The organism is Aquabacterium sp., assembly GCF_041915145.1.
Classification (GTDB): Bacteria; Pseudomonadota; Gammaproteobacteria; order Burkholderiales; family Burkholderiaceae_C; genus Aquabacterium.
On sequence record NZ_JAYSBZ010000066.1, the window covers coordinates 1 to 19,491 of the forward strand.

Consider the following 19,491-nt stretch of genomic DNA (forward strand, 5'->3'; position numbering starts at 1 on the left):
GACAGCAGGCTGACTCCGGGCCTGGCCTCGCGGTAGAAGGCCGCCGACTGGTGCGGGTTCTCGCCGTAACGCATGCCTTGCACCTTGTGCAGCTGCAGGTTGTAGACGGCGGGGTACTCGGCCTTGGAGGGCACGGCTTCGGTTTCGAGCTCGGCGCCGGCTTCCAGCGAAGTCAGGTAGTTGGTGATCATGCCGTCGTAGGCGGCGGTGTGGGCGAACACCTTCTTGGCCAGCATGAACTTGGTCGTGCGGGTGATCTGGCCGGCCTTCATCTCGGTGAGCACTTGCTCGTAGTCGACCGGGTCGATGATCACGGCCACGTCCTGCCAGTTCTTGGCCGCCGAGCGCAGCATGGTCGGGCCGCCGATGTCGATGTTCTCGATGGCGTTGGCCAGCGTGCAGTCGGCCTTGGCGGTGGCTTGCGCGAAGGGGTAGAGGTTGACCACCAGCAGGTCGATGGTGTCGATGCCGTGTTCTTTGAGCGCGGCCATGTGCTCGGGCAGATCACGACGCGCCAGGATGCCGCCGTGCACGCGCGGGTGCAGCGTCTTCACGCGGCCGTCGAGCATCTCGGGGAAGCCGGTGATCGCGGCCACTTCGGTCACGGGCAGGCCTTTTTCAGCCAGCAGCTTGGCGGTGCCGCCGGTGGACAGCAGGCGCACGCCTTGAGCGTGCAGCGCTTGGGCGAATTCGACGATGCCGGTCTTGTCGGAAACCGAGAGCAGGGCGGTGAGTGCGGTCATGGTGTGCTTTGTTTTAAAGAGCTGAAAATCATTTGACGAGCTTGTGCTCGACGAGCTTGCGGCGCAGCGTGTTGCGGTTGATGCCCAGCCACTCGGCGGCGCGCGACTGGTTGCCGTCGGCCTGGCGCAGCACCTCTTCGAGCAGCGGGCGCTCGACGGTGTTGACGATCATGTCGTACATCGAATGCGGGTCGGCGCCGCGCAGATCGCGAAAGTAGGTTTGCAGCGTGGAGCGCACGCTGTCTTCGATCAGTTTCTTGCTCATGCGGCCTCGGCGTGTTGGGTGAGCGCTGCGTCGTCGCACGGAGGCAGGTGCTCGTGATGCAGGCTGAGTTGGTCAAAAAAATCGGTCAGGGCGGCGATTTGTTCGGCGCAGCTTTGTAGCGTGTTCATGCGGGCCCGAAAGGCTTCGCCGCCGGGCAGCGAGCGCACGGCCCAGCCGATGTGCTTGCGCGCCGTACGCACGCCGATGTATTCGTCGTACAGGCTGTAGTGGTCGTGCAGGTGCTCGACGAGCCACTGCTTGACCAGTTGCGTGCGCGGCGTGGGGCGCTCGGCGCCGGTGGCCAGGAAGTGCGCCACGTCGCCGAAGATCCAGGGCCGGCCTTGGGCGGCGCGGCCGATCATGATGGCGTCGGCCCCGGTGGCGGCCAGCACGGCGGCGGCCTTGCGTGGCGAGGTGATATCGCCGTTGGCCACCACCGGCACCCGCACGGCGGCCTTGACGGCGGCAATGGTGTCGTACTCGGCTGCGCCCCGGTAGCCTTGCTCGCGGGTGCGGCCATGCACGGTGAGCAGGCTCACGCCGGCGGCCTCGGCGGCGCGGGCGATGCTCACGGCATTCTTGTGTTGCTGGCACCAGCCGGTACGCATCTTGAGCGTGACGGGCACGCCGCGCGGCGCGCAGGCGGCCACCACGGCCTCGACGATGGACAGCGCCAGCGCTTCGTCCTGCATCAGCGCCGAGCCCGCCCACTTGTTGCAGACCTTCTTGGCGGGGCAGCCCATGTTGATGTCGATGATCTGTGCGCCGCGGTCGATGTTGTAGGCCGCGGCCTCGCCCATCATCTGCGCGTCGGTGCCGGCGATCTGCACGGCGATCGGCGCGCCCTCGCCCTCGTGGTTGGCGCGGCGCGCGGTCTTGAGGCTGTTCCACAAGTCGCGGCGCGACGTGATCATCTCGCTCACCGCGTAGCCCGCGCCCAGCCGCTTGCAGAGCTGGCGAAACGGCCGGTCCGTCACGCCGGCCATCGGGGCCACGAAGAGACGGTTGGGCAACTCGAACGAGCCGATGTGCATGGTGGTGAGGGGCGTGGGGGCGGCAGGATCAGAGGCAACGCGGCGTGCGATCCGGTCAATCGGGTTGCCTAAAAAGGAGGCAGAGTATAGCCGTCCGAAACCGGCGCCAGCAGGGTCCGTTTTGCCAATTTTTGTTGCACGTCACGCTGCTTGCAACGAGCGCGTCGCCGTCGAGCCGCTCCGGGGCGCCGTTGTCGAATTGCCGGCGCCAGTGGGTGCTTGCTGACTTGGGCGGGCGGTTGTCGAAGCCATCGGCGCGCTCGCCGACAATCGCTGTCCATGGAAGCTTGGCTCACCGCGTTCATCGCCTCGACCTTGCACTGGCTGGCCTTGCCGCAGGTCGGGCTGGGCGCGGTCTTCATCGTCGCGTTCGTGTCGGCCACGCTGCTGCCGTTGGGCTCGGAGCCGGCGGTGTTCGGGCTGGTCAAGCTGCAGCCCGAGCTGTTCTGGCCGGCGGTGCTGGTCGCCACGGTGGGCAACACGCTGGGCGGGGCCGTGAGCTGGTGGATGGGCCGGGGCGCCGAGCGCGTCTACGAGCGGGCCACGCATCACTCCGCTGAGGCGCGCGCCCTGCAATGGCTGCGGCGCTTCGGCGCCAAGGCCTGCCTGCTGGCCTGGCTGCCCGTGGTGGGCGATCCGCTGTGCGCCGTGGCCGGCTGGCTGCGCCTGCCGTTCTGGCCGTGCCTGGGCTACATGGCCGTGGGCAAGCTGGGCCGCTACGTGGTGATGACGGCGGCGCTGCTGGGGGTCGTCCCCGGGCAGTTCTCGCCGTGATGCCGGGGCGCCTGCCGCGCATTTGCGGCAGCAGTCGTGCAAATCCGTGTTTATTTCCTCTTTTGTCGCGCCCCGTTCGGGCCGATAAATACGCATCCCCATGCGAGCGGGTTGGTTGTGACGGCGCTCGCCTTGTCCCGTTTTTTTGCGGATGCTTCTGGAGCGCGTATGAATGTCTTGCTTTCTCGTTTGTCCGTGGGCGGCAAGCTCACCGCCGGATTCGGCGCCGTCCTGCTGGCCTTGGCGGCTGTGGGCGGCTTCGCGCTGGTTCAGCTCAACCGAGTCTATGAAACCGGCCACGACATCGTGGTCTACAACATTGCCGGCGTGCGCGACGCGTTGTCGATCAGCGAGGCCGCCACGCGCTACCGCGTGCGCGAATACCGCCTGCTGCTGGCTACCGGCGACGCAGATCGGCAGGTGACGCTGGCGCGGCTGAAGGACGGGCTGGCCACGGTGGAGCAATACCGCAAGTCTTACGCCGACGCCCTGGCCAACGACCAGGAGCGCGCGCTGTATCAGGCGTTTTCGAGCGCTTGGGACGACTACATGGCCACCAGCAAGCAGTTGCAGGATCTGGCCGCGGCCGGAGACGCGGCGGGGGCCTCGGCCTTGGCCATGGGCGCCAGCCTGAAGAAATTCGACGCGACCATGAAGGCCGCGCACGCGATGAGCGAGTTCAACGATCACGCGGCGCAGGCGGCGGACGACGCGGCCGGCGCGAGCTATCGGCGCGCGCGCAACTGGATCATCGGCGTGATCGTGGCGACCCTGGCGGGCGCGCTGCTGCTGGGCATGGCGATTCGCTCGGCCATCGTGCCGCCGCTGCAACGGGCGCTGACGCTGGCCCGCGAGGTGGCCGAGGGCAACCTCACCCGCGCGCTGGACGCCAACGGCCACGACGAAGTGGCCGAGCTGACCCGCGCGCTGGGCGGCATGGTCGGGCGCCTGCGCGAACTGGTGGGCGAGGTGCGGCGCGGCGTCGAATCGGTGTCCACCGCATCGGCCGAGATCGCCACCGGCAACCACGATCTGTCGTCGCGCACCGAGCAGGCCGCGTCCAACCTGCAAGAGACGGCTTCGTCGATGGAGCACCTCACCACCACCGTGGGGCAGGCAGCCGACACGGCGCGTCAGGCCAATCAGCTCGCTGGCAGCGCCACGCAAGCCGCGCAACATGGCAGCGAGGTGGTGATGCAGGTCGTCTCCAACATGGACCAGATCACCGGATCGAGCCGCAAGATCGCCGACATCATCTCGGTGATCGACGGCATTGCCTTCCAGACCAACATCCTGGCGTTGAACGCGGCGGTCGAGGCCGCCCGCGCTGGCGAGCAGGGGCGCGGTTTTGCCGTGGTGGCGGCCGAGGTGCGCAACCTGGCGCAGCGCAGCGCCAACGCGGCCAAGGAAATCAAGACCTTGATCGGCGCGTCGGTCGAGACCGTCGAGTCGGGGGCGCGCCTCGTCGGCGATGCCGGCCAAGCCATGCAGGACATCCTGCAAAGCGTGCAGCGCGTGTCCGATCTGATGGCCGAGATCTCGGCGGCCACCAACGAGCAGCGCGACGGCATCGGCCAGGTCAACACGGCCGTCAACCAGCTCGATCAGATGACGCAGCAGAACGCGGCGCTGGTCGAGGAGTCGGCCGCGGCGGCCAGTTCGCTCAGCGAGCAGGCTGCGCGTCTGCACAAGGTGGTATCGATCTTCGACGTGGGCGGCGGCAGCGTCGGGCTGCCCAGCGCCGCGCCGGCGCCGAGCCACCGGACGCCGGCTGCGAGCAGCCCGGCGCCGCGAGTCGCTCAGCCTGCGCGAGTCGAGCCCCGGCGCGCCGAGCCCGCCGCAGTCGCCGCGGCCATGCCCGCCGCGGCCATGCCTGCGGGCGAATCCGACTGGGAAACGTTCTGACTTCGGGGCTGACTTCGCCGCGCGAAGCCCGGCTTACTTGCCGGCGAGCTTGAGCGTGGTCACCACGTACTGCCCGTCGATCTTCTCTGCGGTGAACAGCACCTTGTCGCCGACGGCCACGCCGTTGAGCAAGGCCTTGTCCTTGACGCGGTAGGTCATGGTCATGGGCGGCATGTCGAGATTCTTGATCTCGCCGTGCTTGAGCGTGACCTTGGCTGCGGCCGCATCGACCTTGCGGATTTCTCCCAGCGATTCGTTCGATTGCGCGTGGGCCGCCGACGCCAGCAGCATTGACGCCAGCACGAGCGCGGTGCGGCGGGTGATCGAGAGCGGATAGCGGGTGGTGTGCGACATGATTGCCTCCTTGAGAACTACAACGCGGAACGCCCGGGCGGCGATGACAGCGCGCGGCAACGGGGCTCGCAGGGGGTGTTCGACGCCGGAGCGGCTGATCGGCCGCAGCGCGCATCAGGCCGCGTCGAGCGTGGCCTGCAACTCGTCTTCCCAGATGCTCAGCTCATCGCCGCTGACATCCAGCCATCGTAGCGCGGCGGCGGCGTGGGTGTTCCAGTCGACGTCGGACTCCAGGCCTTCGTGATTGCGCACGAAATGCTCGGCCACCAGGGTCTGCACTTCGGCTTGCGTGCCGCGCTCGCCCAGCATGTCGAAATCGTGGTGCAGCCGGATCGCGGCCATCACGCTGGGCGCGAGGTTCCAGACTCGCGCCACCAGCGCGCCCACCACGGCGTGATCGGTGCGGTGGTTGGCGTTCTCGGTGGCGGTGTACGAGCGATCGATGCGCGCATTGGCCTCGACGACCGTGCCGGCGTAGTCTTTCACGCTCTGCAGCATCACCGGCATCCCGACGTGACAGAACAGCCCGTAGGTGTGGGCCACGTCGGGCGACGCCCCCGGCAGCTTGCCGGCAATGAATTCCATGGCCAGGGCGCGCTTGGTGGCGCGCTCCCAATAGCGCTTGAGGTGCGGGCTGGTGACGCGGATGGCGCGCTGCGCCAGGAAGCCGGTGAGCACGGCGGCGGTCTGCTCCAGGCCGAGCCGGTTCATGGCCTGGCCGATGGTCTGCGCGGGCTGGCCGGCCGCATACATCGGGCTGTTGGCGCAGCGCAGCAGGGTGGCCGACATGGCCACGTCGCTGGCGGCGATGCGTGCCACCTCGTTCAGATCGGGCTCGGCGCTCGCCATCGCGGCTTGCAGCCGCGTCAGCAGCTCAGGGCACGGCGGGATCACGATGTGCTGCAGCGGCCCTTGCTTGCGCAACTGATCGAGCTCGCGCTGAATCGCCGAAGCGTCGTTGGGGTTGTAGGGGGTGGCGGAGGCAGCGTTCACGGCGGCAGACTTTCAATGACCAGCTCAGGCGATTGACGCCATTGTTGCCTGCCGCGACGCTGCTCGCGCTGCGCTGTCGGCATGAAGTCACAGCCCCCCGCGAAAAGCTCCACATGCCGAGCCGGCTGGGCGCGGACAACCGGCCTCGGGGCGCCCGCCCCCCCGGATGGCGTGCAAATGTCAACCCAGAAAGACAAAGGGGCTACCTTTCGGTAACCCCTTGATCTAGAACCTAAATTCTGGTGCGGCTGGCAGGATTCGAACCCACGACCCCTTGGTTCGTAGCCAAGTACTCTATCCAACTGAGCTACAGCCGCGCAAGAACGAAACTATAGCATGTTTTTCGTGGCGTGTGCAAATGCCATGACGAGCATGTGAAAACTCTGGCGTCGCAGGCCAGGTTGCGTGCGGAGGGTCAGTGCGGCAGCGAGGTGGCGGAGCCCAGATGGGTGCGGCTGTGGCGGTGGATGCAGGCGACCAGGGTGTCCAGATCGACGGGCTTGACGATGTGCTCGCGCATGCCAGCCTCGAAGCTGCGGTAGCGGTCTTCGGGCAGGGTGCTGGCGGTGAGGGCGAGCACCGGCAGCAGCGGGTCGAGCCGGGCGATGCGGCGCGAGAGTTCGTAGCCGTCCATGCCGGGCATCTGGATGTCGGCCAGCACCAGATCGAACTCGTTGCTGCCGCGGTCTTGCAGGGTGGACAGCGCGTGTTCGCCGTTGATGGCCAGCGTGACGGCGCAGCCTTCGTGCTCGAGCAGCTGCTGCAGCACCATCTGGTTCATGCGGTTGTCTTCGGCGGCCAGGATGTGGACGCCGGTGAGGCGGCCCGTGACGCTGGGCTTCTGCCCGGCGGCAGCCACGGGCAGGCAGCGCTCGAACAGATGGCGGGCGCGTAGCGGGCGATCCAGCGGGATCACCTGCCCGGCGTATTCGGCCGCCATCGACCACGGTTGCCCCACCGAGGTGGCCACGGCGACACAGCGCCCGGCATCGAGCGCGGCGTGCACGTGGTGGCGCGTCACGGGGTCGGACAGGGCCTCGGCTGGCAGCACCAGGATCTCGGCTTCGGGGCCGGTGAGATCCCAGCGGCTGAGGTGGCCGAAGGAGTCGATCGTGCGCACCTCGGCGTGCCAGGCTTGCAGCTCGGCGGCAAAGCTCTGGGCCTCGAGCGCTGGCAGCCCCACCAGCTTGACCGGGCAGGTCGTGGTGGGCGCCTGGGCCTGGTAGTCGTTGCCCAGCGGCAGCACGATCTCGAACACCGCGCCGCCAGCGGGCCGGTTCGCTGCGCGGATGCTGCCGCCCATCAGGTTGATGATGCGTTGGCTGATGGTCAGCCCCAGCCCCGTGCCGCCGAAGCGCCGGGTGGTGGAGGTGTCGGCCTGCACGAAGGCGTCGAACAGGCGCTCGATCTGCTGCTCGCTCAGGCCCACGCCCGAGTCGGTGACGCGCAGCACCAGCTTGGGCGTCGCGGTGTGGTGCAGATCGACCTCCGCCGACAACCCGATCGAGCCGTGTGGCGTGAACTTGACGGCGTTGTTGATCAGGTTGACCAGCACTTGCGTCAGGCGCATGCGGTCGCCCATCAGTTTGGCTGGCAGGTCGGGGGCCTCTTCGATCGAGAAGTGCAAGCCCTTGGCCTGCACCGCCGGCATGTTGGTGCCGACCGCCTGGTCGATCACCTCGGCCAGCGAGAAGGGCTGGCTTTCGAGCTCCAGCTTGCCGGCTTCGATCTTCGAGAAGTCGAGGATCTGGTTGACCACCGCCAGCAGCAGGTGGCCCGACTCCTGGATGTGACGCAACAGCTTGCTGCTGTCGGCATCGAGCCGCTTCTGCAGCAGCATCACGTCGGTCAGCCCGATGATGCCGTTGAGCGGCGTGCGGATCTCGTGGCTCATGTTGGCCACGAATTCGCTGCGCACGCGCGCCAGTTGCTCGGCCTGCTGCAGCGCCAGCGCGGCGGCCCGCTCCGAGCGCTGCCGCTCGCTCACGTCTTGCAGCACGAGCACCGCGCCGCCCGCGCCGTGCTTGTGGCACATCGGGTTCAGCGAGTACTCGAGTGCGATCTCCTGCCCGTTGGCTCGGTGCAGCGTGGCCGGGCCGCGCAGGCCGGTGCCGGCGGTGGGGGCGGCGGCGTGCTGGTCGATCCAGCTCTTGCACAGCTCGCCGAGTTCGGAGCGCGCCAGCACCTGATCGGCCGGTTGCCCGAGCAGCGCCCGCGCGGGCTGCTCGAGCAGGCGCGCGCAGGCGGCGTTGGCATAGGCAACCCGGCCGTGGGCGTCGATACCGACGATGGCCTCGATGGTCGAGTCGAGAATCGTGCGCAGCTGCTCCTCGGTTGATTCGAGCGAGAGCCGCAGCTTGTGGCGCTCCAGCGCGTGTTCGATCGCGCGGCCCAGCCAGTACGACGAGAGATGTTGCTTGAGCAGGTGGTCTTGCGCGCCGAGCTCGATCAAGGTGCCCGAGAGTTGCGGGTCGTCATTGCCGGTCAGCACCACCAATGGCACCTGCGGCCACTGCGTGGTGAGCGTCTGCACTGCTTGAAGCCCGCGGGCGTCGGTCAGGGAGAGGTCGCACAGCACGAGGTCGAAGCGCGCGGCGCGCAACTGATCCAAACCGTCTTGCAAGCTGGTCGCGCAGACCACTTCATGGGGCAGGTGACAGCCGCGGCGCAGGTTCTCGCGGATCAGGAGTTGATCCGGTTCACTGTCCTCGATCAGCAACAGCATCAAGGTGTGCGGTTGCGAGAGCGGGAGCAAAGGCAGGTTATCGCCCACGATTTGGACCCCTGGTTCAGCCTGCCGTGCGGGCAGGTACAGCGAGTGCACAAAGTAGCGGGGTTGACCAAACGGCACTGCAGCCCCGCTGCTGCATTGCAGCATTGCGATCCTCCGGGCGGGGCGTGCTGCTAGTACAGACCCCAGTAGGCCCTTTTCAGGATTCAGTTCGCCGGTCGCAGCAGCCGGCGCAGCACGCGCCAGGCCAGCAGGGCGGCCAGCACGCCGCCATAGACGTAGACGGCCAGGAAGTTGTGCTTGCCGGCGCGCATCCAGAAGAAATGCAGCACCGCCAGCGGCGCGAGCAGGTAGACCAGCCGGTGCAGCGCCTGCCAGCGTGCCGCGCCCAGCCACTTGATGGCGCGGTTGAACGAGGTGGCGGCCAGGGGCGCCATCAAGGCCCAGGTGGCGAAGCCGACCAGGATGAACGGCCGCTTGGCGATGTCGAGGGTGATGTCGGGCAGCAGCAGGCTCTTGTCGAGCCAGGCGTAGGCCAGCAGGTGCAGGCAGCCGTAAAAGAAGGTGAAGACGCCCAGCATGCGCCGAAAGCGCGCCAGCGCCGCCCAGCCGGTGAGCTGGCGCAGCGGGGTGACGGCCAGCGTCAGGCACAGCCCGCGCAGCGTCCAGTCGCCCAGGCGGCGGATCAGCGCCTCGGCCGGGTTGGCGCCGAGCGCATCGGTGGCCGCGCCCCACGTCAGCCAGACCAGCGGCAGCAGTGCCAGCACGAACAGCAGCGGCTTGGCGGCAGGGTGCAGCAGCACGCGGCTGGGTAGACCCTGCGACGCGGGGCGCGCGGCCCGCCCCGGTTGCGCGGTGGATGCCTGGGCCGCCATGCTCAAAAGTTGGCTCGCAAATCGAGCCCAGCGTACAGCGAAGCGACTTGCGCGCCGTAGCCGTTGAACATCAGCGTCGGGCGCTTCTTGGTGAACAACCCGTCTTCGCCGATGCGCCGCTCGGTGGCCTGGCTCCAGCGCGGGTGGTCGACCTGCGGGTTGACGTTCGAGTAGAAGCCGTATTCGTTCGGCGCGGCCTTGTTCCAGGCCGTCTGCGGTTGCTTTTCGACTAGGCGGATGCGCACGATCGACTTGGCGCTCTTGAAGCCGTACTTCCAGGGCACCACCAGGCGCAGCGGCGCGCCGTTCTGGTTGGGCAGCACTTCGCCGTACAGGCCGAAGGCCAGCAGCGTGAGCGGGTGCATGGCTTCGTCGAGCCGCAGGCCTTCGACGTAGGGCCAGTCGAGCACGCGCGAGCGCACGCCGGGCATCTGCTTCGGGTCGGCCAGCGAGGTGAATTCGACGTATTTGGCGCGGCTGGTGGGTTCGACCCGCTTGAGCAACTCGGCCAGCGAGTAGCCCACCCACGGGATCACCATCGACCAGCCCTCGACGCAGCGCAGCCGGTAGATGCGTTCTTCCATCGCGCCGAGCTTGAGCAGGTCGTCGAGCCCGAAGGTGCGTGGCTTGGCGCACTCGCCGTCCACCGTCACCGTCCAGGGGCGGGGCTTGAGCGAGCCGGCCATGTCGGCGGGGTCGGACTTGTCGGTGCCGAATTCGTAGAAGTTGTTGTACGAGCTGACGTCGCGGTAGCTGGTGAGCTTGTCCATCGTCGTGCCGCCGGCCACGCCGCTGCGCACGGATGGCAGGGGGGCCAGCTTGCCGGGGCGCGGGGTGAGCGAGGCCAGCGGCGACTCGGCCCAGGCCTCGCGTTGCGCCCAGCCGGCCAGCGCGGCGCCGGCCACGCCCGAGGCCATCAGCTGCAGCCAGTGGCGGCGCTGCTCATAGACATCGCGCGGGGTGATCTCGGACGGTGCCGGCTGATCGGCGGCAGAGGGGGGGCGGGTGGGCATGGCGGTCTCCGGCGCCCCGGGCGGGGGCGACTGGAGTCTGACACGCCCGGCGTGGGCGAGTTCCGGGCAGGGTTGTCGCGCGGCGGACCCGGGCCAGCCGCTGCGGCTCAGAGACTGCGCGCAGCGCGGCGGTAGCAGTCGGCGGCGTCGTCGGGGCGTTGTTCCTGATCGGCCAGCGTGGCCAGGAAGAGCCAGGCATCGCGCCGGCAGGCTGCTGGCAGGGTGGGCTCTTGCGCGGCGTTTTCGAGCAGGCGGCGGGCCTTGCCCCACAACTGACGCTCGGCCAGGGCGCGGCCGACCGCGTAGGACACCATCGGCTCGCGCGGGTAGGTCTGGTGCGCGCCTTCGAGGCGCGGCAGCCAGTCGGCCGGCAGGCCGGCCACGCAGTGCGCCATCGCTTGCGCCAGCTGGGCGCGTTCTTCTGCGCTGAGGCTGCCCAGGCGGTCCCAGAAGGGGCGCAGCCAGGCGCGGCCGTCGTCTGGCGCGCCGAACTGCCCGATGAGCGTCACGGCATGCGCGGCCACGTAGGGGTCCTTGCGATCGGCGCCATCGAGCTGTTGCCACTGCTGGCGCAGCTGATCGGCGTCGCGCGCGGCGTCGAGCGCGGCCATGGCCAGGGTGCGCAGCAGGCCTTCGGCTGCGGTGCTGGAGATGCCGCCGTGCTTGGCCAGCAGGCGCGCGGTGCGCAGCGCTTCGAGCGGCTGGTTGGCCAGGCGGGCGGCTTGCAGGCGCAGGCGCAGCGCCTGGGTGCGGCGGCCCAGGCCGGGGGGCATGGCGCTGAGGTCGCTCAGGGCTTGCTCGGCACGGCGGTCGTCGATGGCCCATTCGGCGGCCAGCAACTGTGCGGCTTCTTCGCTCGGGCTGGTGCCGCGTTTGCGGCGGGCGTTGGCCAGCGCCAGGCTCAGGTGTTCGTCGCGGCGTGGGCGGTCCTGCAGGCGGTGCAGGCTGCTGGCCGACAACAGGTGGCCCAGTGCAGTGAATTCGGGGTCGGCCTCGATCTCGGGTGTTTGGGCCTGGATCGTGATGGCGCGCTGGGCCATCTTGTGCGCGCGGCTGTAGCGCCCAGCCAGCAACTGGGCCAGGGCTTCGCGCAGGGCGGCCTGGCCGACGCGGTCGCGACGCGAGACGCGCCAGCGCTGCGCACGGCGCGGCAGGCCGAGCAGCGAATCGAGCGTCTGCACGATCGAGTAGAGCGCCAGGCAGATCAGCAGCAGCCCGATCAGGAAGAAGTTGAGCGACAGATCGACCCGCCAGCCGCTCCAGTAGAGCGACACCAGGCCATCGTTGGCGCCCAGGGTGCCCGCGGCCACCACGGCCACGATGGCGATCAACAACAGCCAGACGACGACGCGCATGGGGTAGGTGCCTCGTGCTCAGCGGCCGGCGGCCACGGCGGACAGGGCCGCGAAGGTTTCGTCGAGGCGCGGCAGATCGGCCCGCACGCTTTGCGCCAGCACCTGCTGCACCAGGTCGCGCGCCAACAGCGTCTTGCGCGACGCGGCGTCGAAATAACGGCTCAGCGCCTGCTGGCTGGAGCGCAGGTCGTTCTGCGCGGTGCTGTATTGCCGGCTCAGCAGCGCCATGCGGGCGTTGAGCAGGCGCAGCTTGAGGTTCTCGCGGGCGAAGTAGCCTTGCTCGGGGCTCAGCAGCATGGCGTCGGGGTGCTCGATGCGGCGCACGCGGATCAGCGAGCGGGTTTCCTTCCAGAAGGCGGTGGCGACCTGGTCCCACGCCGTGCGGCCCCACTGCAGCCACTCGGCGTTGAGCCAGTCGCTGCTGGCCGCAACGGCCGATGCCGCGTGGGCGGGGCCCGGAGCGGCTTTGCCGTTGGCGGAGGCGGCGGTGGCGGGGCCGGCCGCCGGGGCGTCGTCGTTGCTCAGGCGGTCGTTGACCAGCGGCAGTTCGTCGACCAGGCGAATCGCTTCGTCGAGCTTGATCACCAGCGACGCGGTATCGGCCAGGCCCACCGACTTGACGCGGTCGAGGTCGCGGGCCAGCGCGCGGCGCACGCGGTCGAGCCGGGGCTGGTGGGTGCGGGCGATGCGGTCGTCGGCCGACTTGAGGGCCGTGACCAGCGGCTCGGCGCTCGCGGTGAGGGCGGCTTGCTGCTGGGCCACGCGCAGCGAGGCGTCGATGTCGACCACCAGGTTTTCGTCGCGCGAGCGGCTGAGCGACTGGATCAGGTCTTCGAGCTGGCCGCGCTGCAGCGCCACTTCGGCCAGGCGGGCTTCGAGCAGGGCCGTGCGGGCCACGGTGTCGCGCGCCGCGGTCTGCGACTCGGTGGCGATCAGGCGGGCCTCGGTGGCGGCGCGAGCGCTGTCCTGCTGGCGCTTGACCAGCTCGCGCTCGAGATTCTTGACGCGCTGCGAGGCCGTCCAGCCCTGCCACACCGCCACGATGCTCACGGCGATCAGCACGCTGAGCAGGATCTTGGTGAAGTCGAGCCCCGCCGTGGGCACCGCAGCGGGCACCACCACGGGGGCGGGCGCGGTGGGCGGGGCGGCCTGGGGCGCGGAGGACGCGTCGGCGGAGGGGGCGGGGGTTTGCGGCTCGGTCACGGTGAAACGATTGTATCGAGCGCCTGCAGCGCGGCGACCACATCGGGCAGCGCGGGGCGGGTGCGTTCGACGCGGCCGAAGCCGGCGGCCTGCGCGGTCTCGGCGATGCGCGGGTGGGTGGCCAGGGCGATGGACGCGGGGCCCGGGGCGGGCCAGCCGTGCGCGCGTTGCAGCTCGATCAGGTGGCCGATGGCTTCGGAGCTGCTGAACAGCCACGCGTGTTGCGCCGGCTCGCGCAGCGCGGTCTCGCATTGCGCCAGCTGTTCGGCGTTGAACTGCGGCGCGCGGCGCTGGTAGGTGACGATGGTGTGCACGGTGGCGCCGCGGGCTTGCAGCTGCTGGGTGAGCCAGGGGCGGCCGCGCGCCTGCTCGTCGTCGCCGCCGCAGACCATCAGCACCTTGGCGCCGGCCCAGTCTTGCTCGAGGCCGCCCAACCGGGCCCAGAGGGTCTCGGAGTCGAACTGGGCGGCGTCGGGCGCCGGCGCCAGCACCTGGCTGGCCGGCACGCCCAGCTCGGCCAAGACGCTGCCGGTGCCCGGGCCGGGGGCGGCGGCTTGCGTGCGCGCCGGCCAAGTCGCGGCCACGTGATCGGGGCGCAGCGCGAAGAACCATTGCGCGGCGCTGGGGCTGACGAACACCGCCAGCCGGTCATCGGCAAGTGTGGTCCAGGCCTGGGTGACGGGCTCGGTGTGGCGCGGCGCCGCGATGTCGATCAGCGGCAGGGCGATGGCTTGATGCGCCGGCAGGGCTTCGCGCAACTGCGTGGCCCAGGCTTGGGCTTGCTGCTCAGGCCGCGTGACGAGTACCCGCATGCCTGCTCAGCGGCTGCCGTCCCGCGCGCCGGGGGCGGCGCCCGGGTTGGCCTCGCGTTCGGGCGGCGGCAGGGTGGCGAGGATGGCCTCGCCGCCTTGGCTGCGCAATTGCGTCGCGACGGCCAGGCCGAGCGCCTCGGCGCTGGCGGTGTCGGTCACGGCGGCGCGTTGCTCGGCGCGCAGCAGCTGGACGGCGGTGTCGGTGGGGTGGCCCAGCGCCGCGCGCATCACGAGTTGCTCGCCCTGCCAGGTGGCGAAGGCGGCCAGCGGCATGCTGCAGCTGCCACCCAGGGCGCGCGACACGGCGCGCTCGGCGTGCGCCGCGAGCCAGGTCGGGGTATGCAGCAGCGTGCCGAGCGCGGCGGCGAGTTCGACCTGGCTGGTGCGGATCTCGATGCCCAGCGCGCCCTGCCCGGCGGCGGGCAGCATCTGCTCGGGCTCGAACACGCTGCGGATGCGCTCGCCCAGGCCGAGGCGCTTGAGGCCGGCGGCGGCGAGCACGATGGCGTCGTACTGGCCGGCGTCGAGCTTGCCCAGGCGTGTGTCGAGGTTGCCGCGCAAGGGTTCGATGCGCAGATCGGGGCGCAGCGCGCGCAGCTGCACCACGCGGCGCAGGCTCGACGTGCCCACCACCGCGCCGTGCGGCAACTCGGCCAGGTTGGCGTAGCGCGGCGAGACGAAGGCGTCGCGCGGGTCTTCGCGTTCCATGATGGCGGCCAGCACGAAGCCGTCGGGCAGCTCCATCGGCACGTCTTTCAACGAGTGCACCGCCAGATGGGCGTGGCCGCCTTCGAGGGCGACCTCCAGCTCCTTGACGAACAGGCCCTTGCCGCCCACCTTGGAGAGCGCGCGGTCCAGGATCTGGTCGCCGCGCGTGGTCATGCCAAGCAGGTCGACGCGACGGTGGAAGCGGGTTTGCAGCAGGTCGCGAACGTGTTCGGCCTGCCACAAGGCCAGGCGGCTCTCGCGCGTGGCGATCACCCAGGGAGGCAGTGTGGAATCCAGCATGCGCGGGATGCTACACCGAGCCTGCCCGGGGGCGCGCTGCGCGAGGTCAGGCCGTGCCGAGATCGCGGCGGCGCTTTTGCGTGTAGTCGATGTAGCGCTGCAGGGCGCGCATGCTGCCGCCGTCGAGCCCGGTCATCTCGCAGCCCAGGCGCACGCCTTTCGAGCTGGGGTTGAGCGAGGTGATGTGGTGCACATGCAAGCCGATGTCGAGCTGGGTATCGGCGTCGAGGTCGACCAGGCAGCGGCCGATCTTCACGCCAGCGTCGATGGCGGGCACGTCTTGCGGCAGGAACAGCGCCAGCCCGGTCAGGCTGATGTCGAGCACGCGCAGCTCCAGCGGCATGTCGGGGATGGCCGGGTGGCGCAACTTGGCCGCGGGGGTGTGGGTGTGCAGCGGCTTGACGCGGAAGCACGAGCGCCGCTGGAAGCGGAACAGCTCGCGTGGATATTCCGCGTTGAGCGCGGCGCCATTGACGCCCCCGCGCACCAGCACCAGGCCCGCGAGGTCGAACTGCACCTTGATGCTGTCGAGGTAGCCGGCAGCCACGGCTTCGCCGGACTCCAGCAGCGCCGGCACTTGCGGGTCGGCGGGGTCGGCGCTGAAGCTCACGTGGCCGCGTTGCGGATCGGCCGTCCACATCAGCGTGGTGTACGACACGCCGCCCGGCGCGGAGAGCGTCACGAACGATCCGCCGTCGCACAGTTGCTTGAGGATGGCCTGGGTCTCGACGGGCGACGAGATGCGGTACTCGTCGAGGGACGGCGAGCTTTTGTAGTCACCGATGGGCATCGGTTGCGTGTTCATGATGGATCGACTCGTCTCGTGCAACGACGGGAACAAGGGGCGGGCGCTCAATCAATGCAGCGTGTTGCGCTCCTGGCCCGAGACCAGTCGGCTCAGGTCGCCCATCCAGGGCTCGGCCAGCGAGCGGATCTCGGCATCGTTGACCAGGATGCGCTGCATGATGCGGGTCTTGAGTTGCAGCTCCTCGGGGCCCAGCGCCTGCTGCTTGGCCGCGTGCTTGAGCTGCGAGATCAGCACGGCGCAAGCGCCTTCGAGCTTGACCACGGTGTCCCAGTCGCCGGTGCGGGCGGCATCCAGCATGTCTTGGCTGGCTTGTTCGATGGCTTCGTAATATCCCAGCAAGGTCTGCCCCAGTTCGTCTGCGTCTTGGGTTTCAACTTCAGTGAGGTTCATGCGACCACCTTTTGCATCGAGGGGACGGGAGCGGAGGCTTGTTCTTGTGCGCCGATGCTCACCCAGGCTTGGCGCAGGGGTTCGATCAGCTTGATGCACTCTTCGATGGCGGCGTCGTCATTGCGCAGATTAGCGCGAGTCAGGCGCACCGAAACGTAGAAATAGAGGTCGCTCAGGTTGGTTGCCAGGTCACCACCGGCTTCGGTGTTGAGGGCGCAACGCAGGCCTTCGTCGATGATGCGGACGGCGCGCGTCAGGGCGCGGCACTTCACGTCGATCTGGTTGGTGCGGATGGCGCCGCGAGCGAGGGCCATCGATTCGAGCAGCCCGTCGTAGAGCATGGTCACCAGATGGTGAGGGCTGGCGGCATCGACGCCGGTTTCGATGCCCACGCGCTGATACAGGCTGCTGAGGTTGGCCATGTGGCCCGGGGAGTTTTGGTAGACGGCAGGTGAGCGGTACATCTGTCAGCTTTCCAGTGTTGGGGTGTTTCCATCCTTATCGACCGGGCATTTCGCCAACTTGAGTTGGGGAAACGGCAATAAGCGACCGGTTAGCTCTTATTCCACGCGGTGATCATCTGGCTCACGTAGCTCGATTGGGTATTCAACTTGGCCATGGCCGTGTCCAGCGCGGTGTACTGGGCGCGAATGCGCTTTTCGTAGGCATCGACCTGGTCTTGCAACTGTTGCTGGCGCTTGTCGCTGTTGGTGATGCTCTTCTGGATGCCGCTGGTGCGGGTGGTCACGGCGCCGTTCACGCCGAGCAGGTTGTCGCTGTAGACGCGAAAGCGCTGCGCGAAGCCGTCGCTGGTCGAGGCGCCGTTGCTGCTATAGGTCATGAACATCTTCTTCACCTCGGTCGGGTTGCTGCCGAGCGCCGAGGTGAGCTTGGTGCTGTCCACCTTCACCGTGCCATCGGTCTGGATGGCCAGGCCGATGTCCGACATCCGCGTGTACACCGACGAGGCGCTCGACGAGCCGCCCATCACCGCGCGGATCTGGTTTTGCAGCGAGACGGCGGTGTTGTCGCCCTGCAGCGGACCGGCCGTCTTGGTGCCGGCGTCGTACTTGACGTCGGTGGCCAGCAGGCTTTGCAGCGCGTTGTAGGCCGTGACGAAGGTGTTGATCGACTTGCTGACGGCGTCGGTGTCTTGCTTCACGTTCACATCGACCGCCGATGTGAGCTTGCTCAGTTGGATGGTCAGCCCGTCGATCGCGGTCAGCGTGTTCGTGGTGCCGCTCACGGGCAGCCCGTTGATGGTGGCGGCCGAGTTGGCGGCAGCCTGGGTCTGCGTCATCGAGGCTACGCTTGACGAGGGGTCGTAGGCCAGGGCCGACAAGCCCGCCGCGTCGGTGTTGTTGCCGTCGCCGTCGTCCACGCCGACCGTGAAGCCGTTGGTCGCGCCCGTGGTGCCGCGCAGCACCAGTCGCGACCCCGAGGTGTCGGTGACCACCGAGGCCTTCACGTTGGGCGAGGCGGCGTTGATCTTGTCGCGGATGTCGTTGAGCGTATCGGTGGCGCTGATGGTCACGTCCACGGCGGCCGTGCCCGACTTGGCGGTGAACGTCGACTGGTCGCTGTTCCACGCGCCCACCTGGATGTGCAAGGTGCCCGCGCCCAGCGTGGCCGTGGCCGCGGTCTGCGGCGCCGAGGCCAGGGTCTGGGCGGCGGCGAGGGCCGTCACGCTGATCGAGTAGCTGCCCGCCACGGCCTTGGAGTCGGTGCTCACGTTCACGGCCGTGGTGTCGCTGGAGGTGGCGGTGGTGGCCGACCAGGTGCTGGGCAGCGTCAATTTCTGCGCGGCGTCATTCAGGTCGGACAACGCACTCTTGACCTTGCCCCATTCCGACAGCTGGGTCTGCAGCTTCGATTCGGCGGTCTTCAGCGTGGTGATGGGCTGGCTCTCGATAGCCACCAGCTTGGTGACGATCGATTCGACGTCCAATCCGCTGCCGACACCAGCCGAGCTGACGGTTCCGGTCCCGCTGACGCTGCTCATGGTGCGTACTCCTCAAGGCAAATCGACCGCGCGCCGCCGAACTGGCAGGGCGGGTCGACTGTTGTATCGGCGCCTGATGAAAAAACTTGAGGCAGGCGGCAACTTATCGGAGCAGCTGCAGCACTTGCTGGGGCAACTGGTTGGCCTGCGCCACCATCGCGTTGCCGGCCTGCTGCAGGATCTGCGCGCGTGACAAATTGGCGGTTTCGGCCGCGAAGTCGGCGTCCATGATCCGGCTGCGCGCGGCGGTCTGGTTCTCGGCCGAGATCTGCAGGTTCGAGATCACCGCGTCGAAGCGCGACTGCGTGGCGCCGAAGGTGGCGCGCGTGTTGTTGACCGTGTCCAGCGCGGTGTCGATGGCGGCGATTACGGTGGCGATCGACGCGCTGTTGGCCGTGCTGTCGATCTTGGAGCGGCCCAGGCCGGTGTTGTCCGTGCCCGCCACCGACGTGATCTGCGTGGCCACCGTCATGTCGGGGGTGGTGATATCGATCGTGTCGTTGCTGGTGGTGTTGGCGCCGACCTGGAAGGTCTGCGTGCCGGCCTCCGAGCCCAGGATGTGCTTGCCGTTGAAGGTGGTGCCACCCAGCACGCGCTGGATTTCCTTGGCCAGCTCGCCGAATTCCTTGTCCAGCGAATCCTTGTCGCTGTTGGAGTTGGTGGCGTTGGCCGACTGGATCGCCAGCTCGCGCATGCGCTGCAGCGAGTTGCCGACCTGGGCCAGCGCGCCTTCGGCGGTCTGCGCCAGCGAGATGCCGTCGTTGGCGTTGCGCACCGCGACGTTCATGCCGCGGATCTGCGCGTTCATGCGCTCGGCGATGGCCAGGCCGGCGGCATCGTCCTTGGCCGAGTTGACGCGCAGACCCGACGACAGACGCTGCATGGACACGGCCAGCGAAGTCTGCGATTGGTTCAGGTTGCGCTGCGCATTCAGCGAAACCAAGTTCGTGTTGATGATCTGGGGCATTTCGGCACTCCTCAAGGATCCCGTTGACGCCGGCACGTTTGCCGGTACTCGCAGGCCTACGGTTCAAAAACTGAAACCTGATATGGCATATTTTTCGGCAGGTTTTGGCGCGAGGATCGATTGATTAGCGGTTGGAAATACCTCCAAATCCAGGCAAGAAAAAAAGGTTCATCGAGGATTTCCGGGGAAGGCTGCGCGGATCTTGAGAAAGAAGTACTCCTCGTCGCGGTAGCCATAGGCCCGTCGTTTGATGACTTTG

The 19,491-nt window shown here is 68.5% G+C and carries 18 protein-coding genes, 1 tRNA gene and 1 pseudogene; 2 read left to right on the forward strand and 18 right to left on the reverse strand.

Features of this window, described 5'->3' with window-relative positions:
• From purH to dusB, 3 genes and pseudogenes are all read right to left on the reverse strand, one after another.
• A pseudogene (purH, locus tag ACE3SS_RS11935) lies at positions 1-743 on the reverse strand (bifunctional phosphoribosylaminoimidazolecarboxamide formyltransferase/IMP cyclohydrolase); the annotation flags it as partial.
• Positions 744-771: 28 nt separating this feature from the next.
• Complete coding sequence (locus ACE3SS_RS11940) at positions 772-1,008, reverse strand: helix-turn-helix domain-containing protein (RefSeq protein WP_374594192.1); 237 nt, start codon at positions 1,006-1,008, stop codon at positions 772-774.
• Positions 1,005-2,042: a tRNA dihydrouridine synthase DusB gene (gene dusB / locus ACE3SS_RS11945; protein WP_374594194.1), complete on the reverse strand. Its 1,038-nt coding sequence runs from the start codon at positions 2,040-2,042 to the stop codon at positions 1,005-1,007. The genes ACE3SS_RS11940 and dusB overlap by 4 nt, the downstream gene beginning before the upstream one ends.
• Positions 2,043-2,321: 279 nt before the next feature.
• Between dusB and ACE3SS_RS11950 the strand changes: the two genes are divergently transcribed.
• Entirely contained in the window at positions 2,322-2,816 is a 495-nt protein-coding gene (locus ACE3SS_RS11950; protein ID WP_374594196.1) for a YqaA family protein, read from the forward strand.
• 168 nt (positions 2,817-2,984) lie between these two features.
• A complete protein-coding gene (locus ACE3SS_RS11955; protein ID WP_374594198.1) occupies positions 2,985-4,721 on the forward strand; it encodes a methyl-accepting chemotaxis protein in 1,737 nt (578 codons plus the stop codon).
• Between the two features lie 33 nt (positions 4,722-4,754).
• Here the strand turns inward: ACE3SS_RS11955 and ACE3SS_RS11960 are convergent, their stop codons facing one another.
• The 15 genes from ACE3SS_RS11960 to ACE3SS_RS12030 all read right to left on the reverse strand — a co-directional run bounded on the left by ACE3SS_RS11960 (position 4,755) and on the right by ACE3SS_RS12030 (position 19,232).
• A complete protein-coding gene (locus ACE3SS_RS11960) occupies positions 4,755-5,075 on the reverse strand; it encodes a copper-binding protein (RefSeq protein WP_374594200.1) in 321 nt (106 codons plus the stop codon).
• A 114-nt stretch (positions 5,076-5,189) separates the two neighbouring features.
• A complete protein-coding gene (locus ACE3SS_RS11965) occupies positions 5,190-6,068 on the reverse strand; it encodes an HDOD domain-containing protein (RefSeq protein WP_374594202.1) in 879 nt (292 codons plus the stop codon).
• 240 nt (positions 6,069-6,308) lie between these two features.
• Positions 6,309-6,385: transfer RNA gene (locus ACE3SS_RS11970), tRNA-Arg, on the reverse strand.
• A 98-nt stretch (positions 6,386-6,483) separates the two neighbouring features.
• Positions 6,484-8,793 carry a response regulator gene (locus tag ACE3SS_RS11975; protein ID WP_374594224.1) on the reverse strand — a complete coding sequence of 770 codons (2,310 nt, stop codon included), beginning with the start codon at positions 8,791-8,793 and terminating at the stop codon, positions 6,484-6,486.
• A gap of 212 nt (positions 8,794-9,005) precedes the next feature.
• Positions 9,006-9,674, reverse strand: a complete 669-nt coding sequence (locus ACE3SS_RS11980; RefSeq protein WP_374594203.1) for a sulfite oxidase heme-binding subunit YedZ — start codon at positions 9,672-9,674, stop codon at positions 9,006-9,008.
• 2 nt (positions 9,675-9,676) lie between these two features.
• Positions 9,677-10,687: a protein-methionine-sulfoxide reductase catalytic subunit MsrP gene (msrP, locus tag ACE3SS_RS11985; protein ID WP_374594205.1), complete on the reverse strand. Its 1,011-nt coding sequence runs from the start codon at positions 10,685-10,687 to the stop codon at positions 9,677-9,679.
• 107 nt (positions 10,688-10,794) lie between these two features.
• The gene (locus tag ACE3SS_RS11990) at positions 10,795-12,042 is read right to left on the reverse strand and encodes a heme biosynthesis HemY N-terminal domain-containing protein (protein ID WP_374594207.1); all 1,248 of its coding nucleotides are present in this window, start codon (positions 12,040-12,042) and stop codon (positions 10,795-10,797) included.
• A gap of 18 nt (positions 12,043-12,060) precedes the next feature.
• Positions 12,061-13,245: a uroporphyrinogen-III C-methyltransferase gene (locus ACE3SS_RS11995; RefSeq protein WP_374594209.1), complete on the reverse strand. Its 1,185-nt coding sequence runs from the start codon at positions 13,243-13,245 to the stop codon at positions 12,061-12,063.
• The gene (locus ACE3SS_RS12000) at positions 13,242-14,057 is read right to left on the reverse strand and encodes a uroporphyrinogen-III synthase (RefSeq protein ID WP_374594211.1); all 816 of its coding nucleotides are present in this window, start codon (positions 14,055-14,057) and stop codon (positions 13,242-13,244) included. Before ACE3SS_RS12000 ends, ACE3SS_RS11995 begins: the two co-directional genes overlap by 4 nt.
• Before the next feature lie 6 nt (positions 14,058-14,063).
• Positions 14,064-15,065, reverse strand: a complete 1,002-nt coding sequence (gene hemC / locus ACE3SS_RS12005; RefSeq protein WP_374594213.1) for a hydroxymethylbilane synthase — start codon at positions 15,063-15,065, stop codon at positions 14,064-14,066.
• 46 nt (positions 15,066-15,111) lie between these two features.
• Positions 15,112-15,870, reverse strand: a complete 759-nt coding sequence (locus ACE3SS_RS12010; RefSeq protein ID WP_374594214.1) for a flagellar brake protein — start codon at positions 15,868-15,870, stop codon at positions 15,112-15,114.
• A gap of 51 nt (positions 15,871-15,921) precedes the next feature.
• The gene (locus ACE3SS_RS12015) at positions 15,922-16,263 is read right to left on the reverse strand and encodes a flagellar protein FliT (RefSeq protein WP_374594216.1); all 342 of its coding nucleotides are present in this window, start codon (positions 16,261-16,263) and stop codon (positions 15,922-15,924) included.
• On the reverse strand, positions 16,260-16,727 hold the full coding sequence (fliS, locus tag ACE3SS_RS12020; protein ID WP_374594218.1) for a flagellar export chaperone FliS: 468 nt from the start codon (positions 16,725-16,727) through the stop codon (positions 16,260-16,262). Before fliS ends, ACE3SS_RS12015 begins: the two co-directional genes overlap by 4 nt.
• A gap of 89 nt (positions 16,728-16,816) precedes the next feature.
• Positions 16,817-18,265, reverse strand: coding sequence for a flagellar filament capping protein FliD (gene fliD / locus ACE3SS_RS12025; RefSeq protein WP_374594220.1), 1,449 nt, complete (start codon positions 18,263-18,265; stop codon positions 16,817-16,819).
• Between the two features lie 103 nt (positions 18,266-18,368).
• Positions 18,369-19,232 (reverse strand): flagellin domain-containing protein, encoded by an 864-nt coding sequence (locus ACE3SS_RS12030; RefSeq protein WP_374594222.1) that lies wholly within the window; start codon positions 19,230-19,232, stop codon positions 18,369-18,371.
• Between the last annotated feature and the right edge of the window lie 259 nt (positions 19,233-19,491).

Excerpts from the sequence above, each read along its gene's own strand:
- ACE3SS_RS12010 (WP_374594214.1), bottom strand. The coding sequence starts at position 15,870 with ATGAACACGCAACCGATGCCCATCGGTGACTACAAAAGCTCGCCGTCC.
- ACE3SS_RS12015 (WP_374594216.1), bottom strand. The coding sequence starts at position 16,263 with ATGAACCTCACTGAAGTTGAAACCCAAGACGCAGACGAACTGGGGCAG.
- ACE3SS_RS11980 (WP_374594203.1), bottom strand. The coding sequence starts at position 9,674 with ATGGCGGCCCAGGCATCCACCGCGCAACCGGGGCGGGCCGCGCGCCCC.
- dusB (WP_374594194.1), bottom strand. The coding sequence starts at position 2,042 with ATGCACATCGGCTCGTTCGAGTTGCCCAACCGTCTCTTCGTGGCCCCG.
- fliS (WP_374594218.1), bottom strand. The coding sequence starts at position 16,727 with ATGTACCGCTCACCTGCCGTCTACCAAAACTCCCCGGGCCACATGGCC.
- ACE3SS_RS12000 (WP_374594211.1), bottom strand. The coding sequence starts at position 14,057 with ATGCGGGTACTCGTCACGCGGCCTGAGCAGCAAGCCCAAGCCTGGGCC.
- ACE3SS_RS11990 (WP_374594207.1), bottom strand. The coding sequence starts at position 12,042 with ATGCGCGTCGTCGTCTGGCTGTTGTTGATCGCCATCGTGGCCGTGGTG.
- fliD (WP_374594220.1), bottom strand. The coding sequence starts at position 18,265 with ATGAGCAGCGTCAGCGGGACCGGAACCGTCAGCTCGGCTGGTGTCGGC.
- ACE3SS_RS12030 (WP_374594222.1), bottom strand. The coding sequence starts at position 19,232 with ATGCCCCAGATCATCAACACGAACTTGGTTTCGCTGAATGCGCAGCGC.
- ACE3SS_RS11950 (WP_374594196.1), top strand. The coding sequence starts at position 2,322 with ATGGAAGCTTGGCTCACCGCGTTCATCGCCTCGACCTTGCACTGGCTG.
- hemC (WP_374594213.1), bottom strand. The coding sequence starts at position 15,065 with ATGCTGGATTCCACACTGCCTCCCTGGGTGATCGCCACGCGCGAGAGC.
- ACE3SS_RS11955 (WP_374594198.1), top strand. The coding sequence starts at position 2,985 with ATGAATGTCTTGCTTTCTCGTTTGTCCGTGGGCGGCAAGCTCACCGCC.
- ACE3SS_RS11960 (WP_374594200.1), bottom strand. The coding sequence starts at position 5,075 with ATGTCGCACACCACCCGCTATCCGCTCTCGATCACCCGCCGCACCGCG.
- ACE3SS_RS11940 (WP_374594192.1), bottom strand. The coding sequence starts at position 1,008 with ATGAGCAAGAAACTGATCGAAGACAGCGTGCGCTCCACGCTGCAAACC.
- msrP (WP_374594205.1), bottom strand. The coding sequence starts at position 10,687 with ATGCCCACCCGCCCCCCCTCTGCCGCCGATCAGCCGGCACCGTCCGAG.
- ACE3SS_RS11975 (WP_374594224.1), bottom strand. The coding sequence starts at position 8,793 with ATGCTGTTGCTGATCGAGGACAGTGAACCGGATCAACTCCTGATCCGC.